Here is a 15,265-nt window from a genome sequence, read left to right on the forward strand (position 1 = left end):
TTACTGGATTTCGGCCTGCGCCTTTGCCAGCGCCCGGGCATTCTGCATGCGCCGGGTGAGTGTCGCCGCGCAGACGACCAACAGACCGCACAGGCTGATGACCATGGCCATCGGCACGGCGCTGCCATCGTGCAGGATGCCCACCAGCGCCGAAGCCCCGGCGGCGACGCTGAATTGCATGCTGCCGAGCAACGCTGAAGCACTACCGGCGCGACCGCCCTGCCCGTTCATCGCACACGCCGCCGCATTGGGGCTGATACAGCCAAGGCTGGCCACGCAGATGAACAGCGGAATCAGCAGTGGCCACAACGCCGCGGTGTGCAAGGCGCTGACCGCGAGCAGCGTCAGCCCGGCGGCCAGGTAAACCCAGACCGCCCGTGACAGCAGAAAGGCCGGACCGCGCTTGGCCAGCAGGCGCGCATTGACCTGTGCGACCAGAATGAACCCGGCCGCGTTGGTGCCGAACAGCCAGCCGAAATGCTCGGCCGGTACGCCATACAGCTTGATGAAAATGAACGGGGAGCCGGCGATGTAGGCAAACATCCCGGCAATGGCGATGCCGCCGGTCAGGGCATGCCCCATGTAGACCGGATCGGCCAGCAGCCGACCGTACTGACGCAGGGCACCGGACAACGGCTGACGCGGAACATGCGCCGGCAGACTTTCCGGCAGGCCGAGGGCCACCGCCAGCCCGGCGAGGGCACTGAACGCCGTCAGCACCAGGAAGATCGACTGCCAGCCCGTGGTGTTGACCAGCAGACCGCCGAGCATCGGCGCCAGAATCGGTGCCAACCCCATCACCAGCATCAACTGTGAGAAAACTTTCGCCGACCCCACCGCGTCGCACTTGTCGCTGACCACCGCCCGGGCAATCACCATCCCCGCGCAACCGCCCAGCGCCTGCACAAGCCGCGCTCCGATCAGCCACTCCAGGTTCGGCGCGTAGGCGCAGGCCACTGACGCCAGCGTGAACAGCGTCAGACCGATCAGCAACGGAATCCGCCGTCCGAAACGATCCGCCACCGGCCCGTAAGCCAGTTGACCAATGGACAGACCGAAGAAGTAAGCCGACAGCGTCAGCTGAACGTCTTTCTCATCGGTGCCGAACGCCAGTGCCATGGTGGGAAAGGCGGGTAGATAGAAGTCGATCGCCAACGGACCGAAAGCGGTCAGGGCACCGAGAATCAGAAGGGTACGGAAGTTCATCAGGCGTCCAGGTCTGGCAGGCAGTTGGGGAGCACTTCGATGGAGTGCAGCCCGACAGTCTAGCCGCGCGAGGACGCCTTGAACATTCCGGTAGCTCGCTAACTATTAAAAAGATCAGGCGAGTTTGATGGCGTAACCTTCTTCGCTGATCGCCTCGATCACCTGCTCGGCACTCAGCGCACTTTCGACGCCGACTTCCTTCGCCGCCAGATCGACCCGCACGCTGGCGGCCGGATCCTTGCTCTGCACCGCCTGAGTGACGGCTTTGACACAGTGACCGCAGGACATGCCTTCAACAGTGAACACTTGCATGGAATGACTCCTTTGAGTGAGGTTGCCGGCAGTTTCGGGCTTGCCACGATGGCAAGGTCAAGTTCTGCAAAAAACTGCCGGGCTGGCAATCGGCGCCGCGCTCGGCCAAGCTGCGTGCATCAATGACTTGAATTCAGGAGATTCAGCCATGCGCTGGTCAGCTTTCAGCCTGTTTGGCGTACTCAGCCTTTTTGCCGCAATCCCTTCGGTGCAGGCCGCCGGGGAAGATTACGGGGTGCTGATCATTTCCCGCGAGCGCCTGGAAGTCGCGACTTCCTGCGAAATCGGCGTTTACATTCAGGATCAACTGTCGGCGCGCCTGTTCCAGGAGCAAAGCACCTCGTTCAACCTGCCGCCGGGCAATGTCTCGCTGCGCCTGAAGCTGCTGCCGGGGCAAATGCCGGGCTGCAACCCGGGCATGCTCGCGCCGGGCTCGCAGGAGATCAAACTGCATGCCGGCGACATCCTGAAATTCCGCATCGCGATGAACCAGGAAGGCATGTACCTCAAGCCGACCGGCCTCGGTTATTGAATACCGCTCGCTGATCGTTCCCACGCTCTGCGTGGGAATGCAGCCCGGGACGCTCTGCGTCCCAAAGCGTGACGCAGAGCGTCACAAGAGGCATTCCCACGCAGAGCGTGGGAACGATCGGGTACGAGGGCGGTGGCGGGTGGCGGGTGGCGGAAACTGGCGCTTGACCTTGCCAGCATGGCAAGGTTGATCCTGTAGGCCTCTTCTACAGGGAGTACGACCGATGTCCGATTCCATCACGTTCGATCTGCCCATCAGCGGCATGACCTGCGCCAGTTGCGCCGGCCGTGTCGAGCGGGCGTTGAGCAAAGTCAGCGGCGCCACTGCCGTCAGCGTCAACCTCGCCACCGAACAGGCCCGGGTGCAGGCACCCGGCGACAGCCTGCCGGCGCTGATGGAGGCGGTCGAACGCGCCGGTTACAGCGTGCCGCAGCAAACCGTGGAATTGAATATCGACGGCATGACCTGCGCTTCCTGCGTCGGCCGCGTCGAACGCGCCCTGAACAAAGTACCGGGGGTGAAGAGCGTCAGCGTCAACCTCGCCAATGAACGTGCTCATCTCGAATTGCTCGGCGCGGTCGATCCGCAAACCCTGATCGCCGCCGTGAGCAAGGCCGGCTATTCGGCCAGCCTCTTCGAACTCGAACACCAGACCGACAATCGCCAACAGCGCCTGAACCATGAGCGCTGGGCGCTGATCTGCGCGATCGCCTTCGCCTTGCCGCTGGTGCTGCCGATGCTGGTGCAACCATTCGGCATTCACTGGATGCTCCCGGCCTGGGTGCAATTCGCCCTCGCCACCCCGGTGCAATTCATCTTCGGTGCACGCTTCTACGTCGCCGCTTGGAAAGCCGTACGCGCCGGGGCCGGCAACATGGACTTGCTGGTAGCGCTGGGCACCAGCGCCGGTTATGGCTTGAGTCTCTACGAATGGGCCACCGCCGCCGGGCGCATGCCGCACCTGTATTTCGAGGCCTCGGCAGTGGTCATCGCGCTGGTGCTGCTCGGCAAATACCTGGAAAGCCGCGCCAAACGCCAGACCGCCAGCGCCATTCGCGCACTGGAAGCCTTACGGCCGGAGCGGGCAATTCAAGTCATCGATGGCCGTGAACAGGACGTCGCCATCAGCGCCCTGCGTCTTGGCGACCGAGTTCTGGTCAAACCCGGTGAACGCTTCCCGGTGGACGGCGAAGTGCTGGAAGGCCAGAGCCATGCCGACGAAGCGCTGATCAGCGGCGAAAGCCTGCCGGTGCCCAAACAGCCGGGCGACAAGGTCACCGGCGGTGCGATCAATGGCGAAGGCCGCTTGCTGGTGAGCACCACGGCGCTCGGTGCGGAAAGCGTGCTGGCGCGGATCATCCGTCTGGTGGAAGACGCCCAGGCCGCGAAGGCTCCGATCCAGAAACTGGTAGATAAAGTCAGTCAGGTGTTCGTGCCGACGGTTCTGCTGCTGGCCCTGGCCACGCTGATCGGCTGGTGGCTGTACGGCGCGCCGCTGGAAACCGCGCTGATCAACGCCGTCGCGGTGCTGGTGATCGCCTGCCCTTGTGCCCTCGGTCTGGCGACGCCCACCGCGATCATGGCCGGCACTGGCGTGGCCGCGCGGCACGGAATTCTGATCAAGGACGCCGAAGCATTGGAGCGTGCCCATGAAGTCAGCGCTGTGGTATTCGACAAGACCGGCACCCTGACCTCCGGCACGCCGCGCATCGCGCATTTCAGTGCGGTCGACGGTGACGAAAATGCCCTGCTGACAGCCGCCGGTGCACTGCAACGCGGCAGTGAACATCCGCTGGCCAAAGCGGTGCTGGATGCCTGCGCCGAACGCAATCTGACGGTGCCCGATGTCAGCGACAGCCAGTCCCTGACCGGGCGCGGCATCGCCGGCAGCCTCGACGGCCGGCGCCTGGCCCTGGGCAACCGGCGCTTGCTGGAGGAAAGCGGTCTTGACGCCGGAAACCTGAGCGAATCCGCCAAGGCGTGGGAAACCGAAGGCCGCACGCTGTCGTGGCTGATCGAGCAAAGTCCGGCGCCCCGCGTACTCGGCCTGTTCGCCTTCGGCGACACCCTCAAGCCCGGCGCGCTGCACGCGGTGCAACAACTGGCCGCCCAGCACATCCACAGCCACCTGCTGACCGGCGACAACCGCGGCAGCGCCCGGGTGGTCGCCGAAGCGCTGGGCATCGAAAATGTCCACGCCGAAGTGCTGCCGGCGGAAAAAGCCGCCACCGTCGCCGAGCTGAAAAAAACCGGCGTCGTGGCCATGGTCGGCGACGGCATCAACGACGCCCCGGCACTGGCCGCTGCCGACATCGGCATCGCCATGGGCGGCGGCACCGACGTGGCGATGCACGCCGCCGGCATCACCCTGATGCGCGGCGATCCTCGGCTGGTGCCGGCGGCGCTGGAGATTAGCCGCAAGACCTATGCGAAGATTCGCCAGAACCTGTTCTGGGCCTTCGTCTACAACCTGATCGGCATTCCGCTGGCGGCGTTCGGCTTTCTCAATCCGGTGCTGGCCGGCGCGGCAATGGCCCTGTCGAGCGTCAGCGTGGTGAGCAATGCGCTACTGTTGAAAACCTGGAAACCCGAGGACCTGGAGGACAACCGATGAACATCGGCCAAGCGGCCCGCCATAGTGGCCTGAGCGCGAAAATGATCCGGTATTACGAGTCGATCGGTCTGCTCAAGGCTGCCCATCGCACCGACAGCGGCTATCGCATCTACGGCGATGACGACCTGCATACGCTGGCGTTTATCAAGCGCTCGCGGGACCTGGGTTTTTCGCTGGAGGAAGTCGGCAAGCTGTTGACCCTCTGGCAGGATCGCCAGCGCGCCAGCGCCGATGTGAAGGCCCTGGCGCGACAGCACATCGACGAGCTGAATCAGAAGATCCGCGAACTCGGCGAACTGCGCGACACCCTGCAGGATCTGGTCGAGCACTGCCACGGCGACCATCGTCCGGACTGCCCGATCCTCAAGGAACTGGCGTCGGGTTGCTGCGCGCAACCCGCGCGTGCCTGAGCAACAGGGCTTTCATCGACAGCACAGTGGCGAGGGGAATGCCGTGGAACAACAGCACCACGGCACCCGGCGTCCACCACTCATAGAACGGCGCGGCGATCAGCATGCCGACGCCGAATCCGGTCATCTGCAACAGCGTCAGGAAACTGAAGATCGGCAGGCGCAAGGGCTCCGGCTCCCGTTGCAGGCGTGACATCAGGCCGACTTCCGAGAACCCGTCACCCAATCCGGCCGGCAGCGAAAACAGCAACAGACCGACAACGCTGTGCTGCTGGAACATCAGGATGAAGCCGCAGGACATCAGCAGCACGCCACCGAAATAGCGGCGCTCCAGATGAACGTTTTCCGAGCCGTTCAGGCGACTGGCGATCCGCGCGCCGAGCAGTTTGCCGGCGGCCCACACCGCGAGCATCAGGCCCAGCGTGGTGCTCGCCGAGTCCGGCGTCAGCAGTTTGGAGATGATCGGAAAACCGACGTTGTGCGCAGCGCTGCCAAGGGTGTCGGCCATGGTCACCGCCAGCATCGCCGCCACCACCGGAGCGCTGCGCAAGCCCTGGACCAACGCTGACCATTCGCTGCGCTCATCGCTTGATTCGGCCAAAGGCTCCGGTGCACTGAACCGCAGCGGAGCAATCAAGACTGCCGCCAACAGATAGGTCAGCGCATTCAGCGCGAACACCGTTTCAAAACCAAATCCCGCGACCAGCAACCCGGACACCAGGCTGCCACCGACCATCGCCATTGACGAGGCGGAGGTGATCCAGGCGTTGGTCTTGAGCAACTGCGCCGGCTCGATCAAGCGCGGCAACTGGCTGTTGAGGCCGATGGCGAACATCGAATTGCCAAAGCCAAGGCCGAACGCGATCAGCGGCAGCAACAACGCCTGCTGACCGACCGGCACGATGAGCAACAGCCCGAGCACAGCGGCGCGCAGCAGATCGAAGGCAATCAACGGCAGACGGCCACTGCATCGACGATAGAACGCGGTGCCGATCAGACTCGCAAAGATTCCGCCGCCCACGCGACTGGCGAGAAAAATCCCCACGCTCATCGCGCTGTTGCTCAGCAGGTAGACATAAGTGGCCAGCGCAACCATGTTCAGGAAAGCGCCGAAATCGGAAATCAGCCGCGCCGTGATGATCAGCCGGGCATTGCGGGAGGTGGTGGTCACAATCATTCCTTGAATGTGTAAAACCCGGCCGAAGCCGGGTTTTCCCTTTCAGATGCTCACTGCATCCACGGTGGCGGAGGCGGTTCGTCGGACTTGCCCTTGGGCTCGTCGTCCGCCGCGCGGATGGCTTGCTTGCGCTCCTCATCCAGACGCGCCGCTTCGATCTCGCGCAGCACCCCGCCGACATCGGCCAGGTCCTCGGGATCGTCGAACTCGCCGGTCAGCACGCTGGCCGGGTGCAACGTACCCGCTTCGTACAGCGCCCACATTTCCTTGGCGTATTTGGTCTTCTTCAACTCCGGGGCGAAGCGACCGAAGTACGAAGCCATGTTGCCGACGTCACGTTCCAGCATGCTGAACGCGTGGTTGTTGCCGGCGGCGTCCACCGCTTGCGGCAGGTCGATGATGACCGGGCCGGTTGGCGTCAGCAGCACGTTGAACTCCGAGAGGTCACCGTGCACCAGACCGGTACACAACATCAGCACGATCTGCGAAATCAGGAACGCGTGATATTCGCGGGCCTGATCCGGCTCCAGCACCACGTCGTTCAGACGCGGCGCGGCATCGCCGTATTCATCGGCCACCAGTTCCATCAGCAGCACGCCTTCGAGGAAGTCATACGGCTTGGGCACCCGCACTCCGGCATTGGCCAGGCGGAACAGCGCCGCGACTTCGGCATTCTGCCAGGCGTCTTCGGCTTCCTTGCGCCCGAACTTGGAGCCCTTGGCCATCGCCCGGGCCTGTCGGCTGTTGCGAACCTTGCGGCCTTCCTGATACTCGGCCGCCTGGCGGAAACTGCGTTTGTTCGCCTCCTTGTAGACCTTTGCGCAACGTAACTGATTGCCGCAGCGCACCACATAAACAGCTGCTTCTTTGCCACTCATGAGTGGACGCAGCACTTCGTCGACCAGACCGTCCTCGATCAGGGGTTCAATGCGTTTTGGAGTCTTCATCAGCTTTTATTGTGGGTCCTTTATTACCAAACACGCGAATGTCACTCGTTATACGGCAATCCTCGCATCGCGGGGAGGGGTTGCCGACCTGTGAACCTGAAGATGCACACACTGTGCCGGATAAACCGGGCCGATCCGCCTCTTTATCGACCGCTGCGAATCATAGCCGAGGCTGCCGAAGTTGTTGGCGACAGGACTTGAGGGCATTTGCGACAGAATCTGACATCCCGATGCACGCAGCTCGTAAGAATTTTCTCTTTCGGCCTCAATTTCCCCCTCCAGCAGCCGAATTCCTCAGAGACAGAGGAATTTGTCCGACAATCGTTCCAAAAAAAACTTCGATGTCGCACTCAAGGAACCGGGTGGAAAACAACGTTTTTCGGCTGCCAATAACCGCGAGTCATCTGCACTGCGTGGGCCTACAAGAAAATCTGGAGCGCGGATGAACATCAAACAGAAGTTGACCTGGGCGTTTGCAATCATCGCCTGCTTGCCCGTGGTGCTGGTCGCCACGCTGGTGGTACTGAACCTGCGCAGCGATGCCCGGGACGATTTTGTCGACAGTAGTGGGCGCGAGATCCGTCAGGTCAGCAACGCCATGCAGCTTTTCTTTGACGGCATCAGCCAGAACGTCGATTACCTGGCGGCGCAACCGCTGATCAAGAACACCGACGACAGCCTCAAGACCTACATGAGCGCCAACGCCGAAAGCATTCCGCAGGGCGAGATGGACAAGAAGGTCTTCGCCTTTCTGCAGGACCTGGGCAACAGTCACCCGGCCTACGCCTACGCAATCGTCGGCACCGCTGCCGGCGGCTACGTGTCCTGGCCCGACGATCCCAAGCTGAGCAACTACGACCCGCGTCAGCGCCCGTGGTACAAGGCCGCCCAGGCCAAGCCCGGCAAGCCGTTCCGCACCGCCGCCTATTACTGGGCGCAGGACGATGCGACCTATGTCAGCACCGTACGCACCATCGACAACAAGCTCGGCAGCAACGGCGGCGTGGTCAGTATCGACGTCACGCTCAAGCAGCTCACCGAGATCGTCAAACAGATCAAACTCGGCGAAAGCGGTTACCTGATGCTGCTGGAAAACAGCGGCACGGTGCTGGTCGACCCGAAGCAGCCCGAGCACAACTTCAAGCCGCTCGACAGCCTCGGCGAGGGTTACGCGCAACTGGCCAAGGCCGGCAAAGGGCTGGTGGAAGTCGAGCTCAACGGCGAACGCTACATGGCCAATGTCTGGCCGTCGGAGCAACTGGGCTGGACCTTCATCGGCCTGATCAAACAGAACGACGTGATGAGCTCGGCCACTAAACTCACCTGGCTGATCGCAATCATCGCTGCCGTGCTGGCGGTGATCTTCGCGGTGGTCGGCGCCAGTTTCGCCAGCCTGATCGTGCGGCCGATCCGCAGCGTGGCCAGCGGACTGGAAGGCATCGCCCAGGGCGAAGGCGACCTGACCAAGAACCTCGACATCCGTGGCAGCGACGAAACCGCGCAACTGGCCAACTGGTTCAACCAGTTCCTTACCGCGATCCGCAGTCTGATCCAGCACATCGGCGGCGCGGCCGGGAAAATCCTCGCCACCTCGCAGAGTTCGACCCGGGTTTCCGGCGACATGGCCGAAGCCGCCGGGCGCCAGCGCGAAGCGGTGGACATGGTCTCGACCGCGTTCCACGAAATGGTCGCCACCGCCAACGAAGTCGCCCGCTCGTGCAGCCAGGCGGCGGAGTCGGCCGACAGCGGCCAGCGCCAGGCCCGCGAAGGTCAGCAGCAGATCGATGCGGCGGTGCACAGCGTCGATCAACTGAGCCAGGAGCTGGAGCAATCGGCGCAGTCGATGCAACAACTGGAGCGCGACAGCAACGACATCCAGTCGATCCTCGGCACCATCCGCTCCATCGCCGAACAGACCAACCTGCTGGCGCTCAACGCGGCCATCGAAGCAGCGCGGGCCGGTGAGCAGGGGCGTGGTTTTGCGGTGGTGGCCGACGAGGTTCGCGCACTGGCCAAACGCACGGCGGATTCGACGGCGGAAATCGACGGGCTGCTGGGCAATCTCGCCAAGCGCACCAGCGCGGTGACCCAGCAAATGCGCGCCAGTCTTGATGTGTCGCAGCAATCGGTAGCGCGGATTGGCGAGGCGCGGGAGAGCTTTGGGCAGATCCGTGAGTCGGTGGATGTGATTCGCGATATGAACACACAGATTGCTACGGCGGCGGAAGAGCAGCATCAGGTGGCTGAGGACATCAATCGGCATATCAGCCAGATTCATGGTGATGCGCAGTTGGTGGCGGAACTGGCGAATTCGGCGCGGCTGGATTCGCAGAGTCTGGCGGGGTTGTCGAATGAGCTGGATGGGTTGGTGCGCAGGTTTCGTACCTGAGTAACCTTTGGAATTCCCTCTTCCTTTGGGAGAGGGAATTCCTGTTCGTTCAGCGCTCGATGATCGCCGTCACACCCTGTCCGCCCGCCGCACAAATCGAAATCAACCCCCGCCCCTGCCCCGCCGCATCCAGCAACTTCGCCAGGTTCGCCACGATCCGCCCGCCCGTCGCAGCAAACGGATGCCCCGCCGCCAGTGAGCTGCCCTTGACGTTCAAGCGGCTGCGATCAATCGACCCCAGCGGCTGGTCCAGCCCCAGCCGGGTCTTGCAGTATTCCGGATCTTCCCAGGCCTTCAACGTGCACAACACCTGCGCAGCAAAGGCCTCGTGGATTTCGTAGTAGTCGAAGTCCTGCAAGGTCAGCCCATTGCGTGCCAGCAGGCGCGGCACCGCATAGACCGGAGCCATCAGCAGCCCTTCGGCGCCGTTGACGAAATCCACCGCCGCTGCTTCGCCGTCGCGCAGATACGCAAGGATCGGCAAACCACGCTCCTTCGCCCACTCTTCGCTGCCCAGCAACACCACCGACGCGCCATCGGTCAGTGGCGTCGAGTTGCCGGCGGTCAGCGTGCCCTTGGCGCTTTTCTCGAAGGCCGGTTTCAGGGTCGCGAGTTTTTCCAGGGTCAGGTCCGGGCGCAGGTTGTTGTCGCGGGTCAGGCCGAGGAACGGGGTCATCAGGTCGTTGTGCCAGCCTTCGCTGTAGGACGCCGCCAGTTTGTGGTGGCTTTCGAAGGCCAGTTGATCCTGTTCCTCGCGGGGGATGTTCCAGGTCTGCGCCATCAATTCGCAGTGCTCTCCCATCGACAGGCCGGTGCGCGGTTCGCCGTTGCGCGGAAATTCGGGGATCAGGTGTTTAGGGCGTAATTGCAAAAAGGTCTTGAGCTTGTCGCCGGTGGTCTTGGCGCGGTTGGCCTGCAGAAGGATTTTGCGCAGGCCTTCGCTGACGCTGATTGGCGCGTCCGACGTGGTGTCGACGCCGCCGGCAATACCGCAATCAATCTGGCCGAGGGCGATCTTGTTCGCCACCAGCAACGCCGCTTCCAGGCCGGTGCCGCAGGCCTGCTGAATGTCATAGGCCGGGGTGGCCGGCGACAGGCGCGAGCCGAGTACGCATTCGCGGGTCAGGCTCATATCCCGTGACAATTTCAGTACCGCCCCTGCGACCACTTCGCCGATGCGCTGGCCGTGCAGGTTGTAGCGTTCGATCAGGCCTTCGAGGGCGGCGGTGAGCATCACCTGATTGCTGGCGGTGGCGTAGGGCCCGTTGGAGCGGGCGAACGGAATGCGGTTGCCACCAATGATCGCGACGCGGCGCAGCTGACTCATGAAATGCTCCTTGTTGATTCAGACTCATGGAAATCCCTGTGGGAGCTGGCTTGCCAGCGATAGGGCCGGCACATCCAACACCTTCGGTGGCTGACACTCCGCCATCGCGGGCAAGCCCGCTCACACAGGGTCGGTGGTGTATTTGCTATGTGTTCGGCCACAAAAGCGCCGAGGGCAAACTACTCTGCTGTTCTAGCGTAGGCCTTATTGCGTGGATCGAACGATTGATTGCCCTTCGCAGTCCACACTTTGAACCCCATCTTCTGGAGAGCGTTCCATGTCTGACCGCTATATCGACTTCGCCAACTCGTCCATCGGCCACCGTCTGGTCGGAGCCCTGGGCCTGCCGTCGCCGGTGCGGCTGGAACGCTGGCAGGCCGGGCGCCTGCGGCCGGTGGAAGGTGCGCTGCTGATCGGCGGCGGGCCGCTGGCCGAACGGGTCAGTGCATTCGCCAATCGCCTGACCGACGCGATCTACCGCTACGGCGACCAGCCGGCGACCGCCATTCAATGGATTCCCGGCCATGGCCCGAAACTCAAGGCCGTGGTGTTCGACGCCAGCGATCTGCAGCACACCGACCAGCTCAAGCAACTGCGTGAATTTTTCCAGCCGTTGATGAAGAACCTCGACAGCAGCGCGCATCTGGTGATCCTTGGCCGTGCCCCGGAAACCCTGCGCGAACCGTTCGCCGCCAGCGCACAACGGGCACTCGAAGGCTTCTCCCGCTCGCTGGCCAAGGAGCTGCGCAGCGGCGGCACGCTGCAACTGATCTACGTCGGCGAAGGTGCCGAGGATCAGCTCGAAGGACCGCTGCGGTTTTTCCTCTCGCCGAAAAGCGCTTTCGTCTCCGGGCAAGTAATTCGTCTGACGGCCTGCGCCACTCAGGTCACCGACTGGACGCGCCCGCTGGCCGGGCGCAAGGCGCTGGTCACCGGTGCGGCTCGCGGCATCGGCGCCTCCATCGCCGAAACCCTGGCCCGTGACGGCGCCGAAGTGATCCTGCTCGACGTACCGCCAGCCAAGACCGATCTCGAAGCCCTGGCCGCGCGCCTCGGCGGTCGCGCCATCACCCTCGATATCTGCGCCGAAGACGCCGCCGCGCAACTGATCGAACAGCTGCCGGACGGCCTCGACATTCTGGTGCACAACGCCGGCATCACCCGCGACAAGACCCTGGCCAACATGACCCCGGAGTTCTGGGACGCGGTGCTGGCGGTCAACCTCAACGCACCGCAAGTGCTGACCAAGGCCCTGCTCGACAGCGGCACCTTGCGCGATAACGCCCGGATAGTTTTGCTGGCATCGATCAGCGGCATCGCCGGCAATCGCGGGCAGACCAATTACGCGGCGAGCAAGGCCGGGCTGATCGGACTGGCCCAGGCCTGGGCGCCGACACTGCTCGAACGCGGCATCAGCATCAACGCCGTGGCGCCGGGGTTCATCGAGACCCAGATGACTGCGCACATTCCGTTCGGCCTGCGTGAAGCCGGGCGGCGCATGAGTTCGCTGGGCCAGGGCGGCCTGCCGCAAGACGTCGCCGAAGCCGTGGCCTGGCTGGCACAACCGGGCACCGGCGCGTTCACCGGACAAGCGCTGCGGGTGTGCGGCCAAAGCGTTCTGGGGGCCTGAACATGACGATCGAATGGCACACGCTGCACCACGAGCCGAGCCTGCCGGGGCTGTATGCCCGGGCGGCGAGCCGACGCAAAATCACCGGCACCACCCTGCCCACCAGCGGTTTGCGTTGCGCCGTCGAGGTGGAGGGCAAACGGCTGGCGGCCTATCGCAAGATCTGCGGTTTCGCCGATGACGGCCTGCTGCCGCCGACCTATCCGCATATCCTGGCGTTCGCCCTGCAGATGCAGTTGCTGACAGCCAAAGAGTTTCCGTTCCCGTTGCTGGGGCTGATTCATCTGAGCAATCGCATCCGCGTATTGCGGCCGATGGGCGGGATCAGTCGTGCGCAAGTCAGCGTCCGGGTGCATAACCTGCAACCCCATCCCAAAGGCGCGACCTTCGATCTGCTGACCACCCTCGACGATCAACTCGGCCCGTTGTGGGAAGCCGAAAGCCAAATGCTCTGTCGCGGCGTGAAGCTTGAAGGTGAACCGGTCGAACAGGCCTGGGAGCCGGCGCTGCCGCTGATGCAAGTGGCGCAATGGAAGGCGCCGGCGGACATCGGCCGGCAGTACGCGAAAGTCTCCGGCGACTACAACCCGATCCACCTGAGCGCCGCCAGCGCCAAGCTGTTCGGTTTCCCAACCGCCATCGCCCACGGTCTGTGGAATAAAGCCCGCACGCTGGCGGCACTGGCGGATCATCTGCCCAAGGCCAACCTTGAGGTCACCGTGCATTTTCGCAAACCGGTGCGCCTGCCGAGCGAGGTGAGCCTGTTCGCCAGCGCTGCCGGTTCCAGCGGTGAGTTGCGCCTGATCGGCGCCGGGGATCTGGAGCACATGGTGGGCAACTGGCAGCCGGTGGCCTGACATCAAGGCCGAAAAAACCTGCTCAATTGTGTATATATCACTTAAGTTTTCCCGCGCCGCCCACACCGCACTCTTGAAAACCCAGCCTTGATTTTCAAGGCTTTTTTTTGCGCGCCTATATCCTCGGTATTAGTCGTTAGGCCGCACTCGCAGCCCCCTGCATAAAGGCGTTAATACCAACTTGAGAATGGCGTGGATCCGGCCTTGCGACTGATATGAGCACAACGGACGAAGGCACTGCCGGCAACAGAATCGGCGGGCCATCGAAGACAACAAACGTTGTGACAGGTGCAAGGAATAACGCTCATGAAAACTCAGATGAAAGCTCATGCGGCATGGTGCAAATCGGCAACGGCACTGGCCCTCATTCTCTCCCTCGGTCTGGCCGGTTGCAGCAGTGGCGGCGGCGGTCATCACAGCAGCTCCGGCAGTTCTTCTCCAGACAGCTCGACTGCCGGTACGGGTGGCACGGGCGGTACCGGTGGCACAGGAGACACGGCAGGCACTGGCGGTACCGGTGGCACTGGCGGAACCGGCGGCACGACAACCCCGACCAATCCCACCGACCCGACGGATCCGACCAACCCAACCAACCCGAGTACACCGACACCTCTGGTTACCACCACCCTGGTGCAGGACGTCGGCAATACCGTCAGCGGCGTCGGCGATGGCGTCGGCCAGGTCGGTGACTCCCTGAGCGGCGTGCCTGTCGTTGGCGGCGTGGTGCAAAGCGCGGCCCGGACTGCCGGCAACGTAGTGACCACGCTGGGTGACGGCGTAGCCAACGGCATCGGCAAACTGGCAACCACCGACAATGGCCTGGGCGTCACCGCTTCGGCGGTCGGCGGCGTGGTGCAGGATGTGGGTAACGGCGTGTCCGACCTGAGCGGCAAACTGGCCACTGCCTCGGGCAGCGTTCCCGTGGTCGGCGGTGTGGTGACCAAGGTCGCCCCAGTGCTCAACGGGGTCGGCGAAAAGGTCACCATGCTCGGCGACACCCTAAGCACCGCCACCACCACCGGCCCGCTCGGCTCGGTTACCAAAGAAGTCGGCAGCAAACTGGTGCCGGTGATTGCCATGGTCGAAAGCACCACGGACAAACTCGGTACGGCTACAGGGCTGGGCGCGCCGTTGAACGGTTTGGTCCAGAAGGTCGGCAGCACGGTTGACGGCGTGGGCGACAAAGTCACCGACGCCGGCAACGGCAACGCCCTGACCAACACTGTCGGCGGTGCCTTGAGCAATGTCGGCACCGCTGTCGGCAAGGCCGGCGGGCTGGTGGATAACGGGACCGGTTCCGGAACGGGCGTCGGTGGCGGCCTGGGCAGCAATGGCCTGCTGCAAACCGTCGGCGGCGCCGTGGTCAACGTCGGCGCCGGCTTGAGCAGCGGCAATGGCACCCTCGCCGCACCGGGTGGCGTGCTGGCGGCGGCCGGTAATACCGTGGCCTCGCTCAACACCGTGCTCGGCGGTTCGGGCTCGCCGATCACCAGCCCGACCACGCCCCTGGCAACCCTGGGCAACAACGTGGGTGCCGGACTTGCGCCAGTCACCACGGCGGTCACCAGCCTGACCCAGAACGTCGGCGCCGCCACCGGGCTCGGTACTCCGGTCGCCGGTCTCACCGGCCAGGTCGGCGGTGCCGTCGGCAATCTCGGCAACACGATTGCCAGCACCAACAGTAATCCGGTCGTGGCGGCGGTCGGTAACACAGTCACCACAGTGGGCAATACGGTCACTGCGGTCGGCGGCCTGGTCAACGGTGGCACCGCCACCGGAACCGGCGGCGGACTGGGTGGCGTCCTCGGTGGTCTCACCGGGACCCTGGGCGGCAACAATCGCTGAATTGCACCTGGCCGATTCG

12 protein-coding genes and 1 pseudogene are annotated in these 15,265 nt (G+C 63.6%); 8 read left to right on the top strand and 5 right to left on the bottom strand.

Annotated features, from left to right (window positions below; all coding sequences use genetic code 11):
* Both CAF77_RS24845 and CAF77_RS24850 read right to left on the bottom strand, forming a co-directional pair.
* Entirely contained in the window at window positions 1-1,206 is a 1,206-nt protein-coding gene (locus tag CAF77_RS24845) for a multidrug effflux MFS transporter (protein ID WP_064379280.1), read from the bottom strand.
* Between the two features lie 114 nt (window positions 1,207-1,320).
* On the bottom strand, window positions 1,321-1,518 hold the full coding sequence (locus tag CAF77_RS24850; protein ID WP_007958490.1) for a heavy-metal-associated domain-containing protein: 198 nt from the start codon (window positions 1,516-1,518) through the stop codon (window positions 1,321-1,323).
* A 148-nt stretch (window positions 1,519-1,666) separates the two neighbouring features.
* On the opposite strand from CAF77_RS24850, the gene CAF77_RS24855 reads away from it, so the two are divergent.
* The 3 genes from CAF77_RS24855 to cueR all read left to right on the top strand — a co-directional run bounded on the left by CAF77_RS24855 (window position 1,667) and on the right by cueR (window position 5,074).
* Window positions 1,667-2,050, top strand: a complete 384-nt coding sequence (locus CAF77_RS24855; protein ID WP_064379277.1) for a hypothetical protein — start codon at window positions 1,667-1,669, stop codon at window positions 2,048-2,050.
* Window positions 2,051-2,273: 223 nt separating this feature from the next.
* Window positions 2,274-4,664, top strand: coding sequence for a heavy metal translocating P-type ATPase (locus tag CAF77_RS24865; protein ID WP_064379275.1), 2,391 nt, complete (start codon window positions 2,274-2,276; stop codon window positions 4,662-4,664).
* Window positions 4,661-5,074: a Cu(I)-responsive transcriptional regulator gene (gene cueR / locus CAF77_RS24870; RefSeq protein WP_011332302.1), complete on the top strand. Its 414-nt coding sequence runs from the start codon at window positions 4,661-4,663 to the stop codon at window positions 5,072-5,074. Before CAF77_RS24865 ends, cueR begins: the two co-directional genes overlap by 4 nt.
* On the opposite strand, the gene CAF77_RS24875 is transcribed toward cueR, so the two are convergent.
* Entirely contained in the window at window positions 5,028-6,251 is a 1,224-nt protein-coding gene (locus CAF77_RS24875) for an MFS transporter (RefSeq protein WP_085655552.1), read from the bottom strand. The genes cueR and CAF77_RS24875 overlap by 47 nt on opposite strands.
* Window positions 6,252-6,301: 50 nt before the next feature.
* Window positions 6,302-7,198 (bottom strand): PA4780 family RIO1-like protein kinase, encoded by an 897-nt coding sequence (locus tag CAF77_RS24880; protein ID WP_011332300.1) that lies wholly within the window; start codon window positions 7,196-7,198, stop codon window positions 6,302-6,304.
* 442 nt (window positions 7,199-7,640) lie between these two features.
* Between CAF77_RS24880 and CAF77_RS29805 the strand changes: the two are divergent.
* Together CAF77_RS29805 and CAF77_RS29810 are read left to right on the top strand one after the other, a co-directional pair.
* Window positions 7,641-8,729 (top strand): annotated as a pseudogene (locus tag CAF77_RS29805) (cache domain-containing protein); the annotation flags it as partial.
* Window positions 8,730-8,858: 129 nt separating this feature from the next.
* A complete protein-coding gene (locus CAF77_RS29810) occupies window positions 8,859-9,587 on the top strand; it encodes a methyl-accepting chemotaxis protein (RefSeq protein WP_371320909.1) in 729 nt (242 codons plus the stop codon).
* Window positions 9,588-9,636: 49 nt separating this feature from the next.
* Here the strand turns inward: CAF77_RS29810 and CAF77_RS24890 are convergent, their stop codons facing one another.
* Window positions 9,637-10,914 (bottom strand): acetyl-CoA C-acetyltransferase, encoded by a 1,278-nt coding sequence (locus CAF77_RS24890; protein WP_085655554.1) that lies wholly within the window; start codon window positions 10,912-10,914, stop codon window positions 9,637-9,639.
* Window positions 10,915-11,191: 277 nt separating this feature from the next.
* Between CAF77_RS24890 and CAF77_RS24895 the strand changes: the two genes are divergently transcribed.
* From CAF77_RS24895 to CAF77_RS24905, 3 genes are all read left to right on the top strand, one after another.
* Window positions 11,192-12,544: a 3-oxoacyl-ACP reductase gene (locus CAF77_RS24895; RefSeq protein ID WP_085655555.1), complete on the top strand. Its 1,353-nt coding sequence runs from the start codon at window positions 11,192-11,194 to the stop codon at window positions 12,542-12,544.
* A gap of 2 nt (window positions 12,545-12,546) precedes the next feature.
* Complete coding sequence (locus tag CAF77_RS24900) at window positions 12,547-13,401, top strand: MaoC/PaaZ C-terminal domain-containing protein (RefSeq protein ID WP_085655556.1); 855 nt, start codon at window positions 12,547-12,549, stop codon at window positions 13,399-13,401.
* Between the two features lie 306 nt (window positions 13,402-13,707).
* Window positions 13,708-15,246: a collagen-like triple helix repeat-containing protein gene (locus CAF77_RS24905; protein WP_139831633.1), complete on the top strand. Its 1,539-nt coding sequence runs from the start codon at window positions 13,708-13,710 to the stop codon at window positions 15,244-15,246.
* The last annotated feature ends 19 nt before the right edge of the window (window positions 15,247-15,265 follow it).

The sequence above is a fragment of the Pseudomonas sp. R15(2017) genome, from assembly GCF_002112685.1.
Taxonomy (GTDB): Bacteria; Pseudomonadota; Gammaproteobacteria; order Pseudomonadales; family Pseudomonadaceae; genus Aquipseudomonas; species Aquipseudomonas glycinae.

Coding starts and splice junctions, on each gene's coding strand:
- CAF77_RS24845 (WP_064379280.1), bottom strand. CDS start 1,206: ATGAACTTCCGTACCCTTCTGATTCTCGGTGCCCTGACCGCTTTCGGT.
- CAF77_RS24850 (WP_007958490.1), bottom strand. CDS start 1,518: ATGCAAGTGTTCACTGTTGAAGGCATGTCCTGCGGTCACTGTGTCAAA.
- CAF77_RS24855 (WP_064379277.1), top strand. CDS start 1,667: ATGCGCTGGTCAGCTTTCAGCCTGTTTGGCGTACTCAGCCTTTTTGCC.
- CAF77_RS24865 (WP_064379275.1), top strand. CDS start 2,274: ATGTCCGATTCCATCACGTTCGATCTGCCCATCAGCGGCATGACCTGC.
- cueR (WP_011332302.1), top strand. CDS start 4,661: ATGAACATCGGCCAAGCGGCCCGCCATAGTGGCCTGAGCGCGAAAATG.
- CAF77_RS24875 (WP_085655552.1), bottom strand. CDS start 6,251: ATGATTGTGACCACCACCTCCCGCAATGCCCGGCTGATCATCACGGCG.
- CAF77_RS24880 (WP_011332300.1), bottom strand. CDS start 7,198: ATGAAGACTCCAAAACGCATTGAACCCCTGATCGAGGACGGTCTGGTC.
- CAF77_RS29810 (WP_371320909.1), top strand. CDS start 8,859: ATGGTCTCGACCGCGTTCCACGAAATGGTCGCCACCGCCAACGAAGTC.
- CAF77_RS24890 (WP_085655554.1), bottom strand. CDS start 10,914: ATGAGTCAGCTGCGCCGCGTCGCGATCATTGGTGGCAACCGCATTCCG.
- CAF77_RS24895 (WP_085655555.1), top strand. CDS start 11,192: ATGTCTGACCGCTATATCGACTTCGCCAACTCGTCCATCGGCCACCGT.
- CAF77_RS24900 (WP_085655556.1), top strand. CDS start 12,547: ATGACGATCGAATGGCACACGCTGCACCACGAGCCGAGCCTGCCGGGG.
- CAF77_RS24905 (WP_139831633.1), top strand. CDS start 13,708: ATGAAAACTCAGATGAAAGCTCATGCGGCATGGTGCAAATCGGCAACG.